Annotated in this window: 1 pseudogene; it reads left to right on the forward strand. The window is 54.4% G+C overall.

Features of this window, described 5'->3' with window-relative positions:
- Positions 1-519: 519 nt before the first annotated feature.
- Positions 520-804, forward strand: a pseudogene (locus tag JMF85_RS28310) (group II intron reverse transcriptase/maturase); the annotation flags it as partial.

The following is an 804-nucleotide window of genomic DNA, read 5'->3' on the forward strand; positions in this document are numbered from 1 at the left end:
GCGCGCCTAGCCAAGCTAGGCACAACTAGCCGGTGGAAGTCCGGTCGAGGTAAGAGCCAAGTCGCCTCGTAGCTGACGGGCAACTGGTGGAGAGATCCTAAGGTTGAAGCCCCGTGACAAAGTAACTCTGCGGAGTGCGAGCAAATCGACAGGCCGTAACATGAAGTGAATCCTGCCGCATCGTCAAAAAAGACCCGAGAGGGACAAGAGAGAGCCGAGCCTCGGATAACTGGGCGAAGGCCATGGGACGCGTGAAGCCCTTGGAAGCGCAGCGCGGAAGAACTCTCCGGTGTATGGGGAACGGCATGCCGAGAAAGTTGTGTCTGGAACTAGGGAGACCCTCCCTCGCACGATATTTTTTTTTTTCGTAAGGAGCAGACCTATAAGCCCAAAAGGTGAAGTGGCGAGCTGCGGGAAGGGAGTCGGAGGGGGCTATAGTACCTGTGAAGTGAGGACAACAAAACCTCATGGAGGGAAGGGCCCCTGCTTTGTTCAAGTACTTGGAGGAGGTAAGAGTCAGTGAATGCAGCTAAACCTGCTAACGACGCCAAAGTAAAAGCTCAACAACTCCAACAAGCACTAAGCCTTGCAGCCAAGGGAAATCCGAGGCGGCGGTTTCATGCGTTATACGACAAGGTTCACCGCAGCGATATTCTGTGGGAAGCGTGGAAAAGGGTCAAAGGAAACGGCGGAAGCGGTGGGGTAGACGGAATGACCATCGATCACATCGTCAAAGTCATCGGCGAAGGGCGATTTGTAGATGCAATCCAGACGACGCTGAAGAACGGGGAATACCGACCATTG

The sequence above is a fragment of the Paenibacillus sp. EPM92 genome (genome assembly GCF_016586185.1).
Taxonomy (GTDB): Bacteria; Bacillota; Bacilli; order Paenibacillales; family NBRC-103111; genus Paenibacillus_G; species Paenibacillus_G validus.